The organism is Thauera phenolivorans (genome assembly GCF_001696715.1).
Lineage (GTDB): Bacteria > Pseudomonadota > Gammaproteobacteria > Burkholderiales > Rhodocyclaceae > Thauera > Thauera phenolivorans.
The window spans coordinates 14510-15625 of sequence record NZ_MBFM01000008.1 but is presented as its reverse complement, the minus strand read 5'-3'; the positions used below and the strand labels follow the sequence as shown (position 1 = coordinate 15625).

The 1116-nt window shown below is 66.4% G+C and carries 1 pseudogene; it reads right to left on the bottom strand.

Features of this window, described 5'->3' with window-relative positions:
* Positions 1-63: 63 nt before the first annotated feature.
* Positions 64-1116, bottom strand: a pseudogene (locus BB334_RS17265) (IS1634-like element ISAzo14 family transposase); the annotation flags it as partial.

The following is a 1116-nucleotide window of genomic DNA, read 5'->3' as shown; positions in this document are numbered from 1 at the left end:
AAAACGGAAGCCGAAGCATGCGGGCTCACCCAGGGCTACGTAAGGATGGGGTTCGTGGAGCGCTTACAGTGCATGAAGCACCTCGTTCTGCTCGGTGCTGAGCGTCGACACCCCGGCCACCGGCTCGCCGCCGTTCAGGCGCACGCGGTGATGCTGGATGCGCTGCAGTTGCTCGAGCGCGCGCTCGGGCGTGTAGCCCGCATCGGCCGCCTTCAGGCGACTGCGCATCACCCGGTGCAGGATCAGCGCCATGAAGCAGATCGACGCGTGCGCGCGAATCCGCTCGGGCAGGCGGTGATACACCGGGCCGATCTCGATCTCGGACTTGAGCACCTTGAAGCCGCGCTCGATGTCGGCGAGGGACTTGTAGCGCTGAATCACGTTCTGCGCGGCGAGCCCCTCGGCGTTGGTGACCAGCAGCAGCTTGCCGTCCATCATTTCGGCAAGACGCTTCGCCTTGTCGTCGATGTGGTAGCTGAAGAGCTCCTCGCCCAGATCCACCTTGATGATGCGCGACAGGTGCGCTTCGCTGACCGCGTGGTAGAAGCGCGCCTTGGCGCCGCTGTCCGAGAGCTTGCGGCCCCGGTGCTTCACGCCTTCGTCCTGCTCGGTGAGCTTGCCGGTCCATTGGTCCGCCTGGCGGATCAGCGCGTCGATGCGCTCGTTGCGCTGCCCGGTCTTGGCAGCCGCTGTTGCCGGGTCGTGCGCGACCACCAGCCGCAGATCGTTCCAGGCGTGCTCCGAGACCACTTCCTGCGTGGCCGCTGCGCACTGTTGTTCGTGGAAGGGTTCGAGCAGGTCGATGAACTCGTTGTAGCGCCGACCGGGCACGGCGACGATGAATTCGAGCGGCTTGCCGCTGGCCAAGCGCACGGCCTTCAGCGCCTCGAGGTTATCCAGGCTGAGCAGTCCCCGGTCGGCCACCAGCACCAGGCGCTGCACCGACGGGAAGCGCTCGAGCACCTTGGTGAGCGTGGGCAGCAGAGTGCGCGTCTCAGCCGTGTTGCCGTCGAACACCTCGTGGTAGATCGGCAGCCCCTCGGCGGTCTGCACCACGCCGAGCATGAACTGGCGGGCGATCAGCCCCTCCTTGGCCATGCCGTACTGGCGCACGTC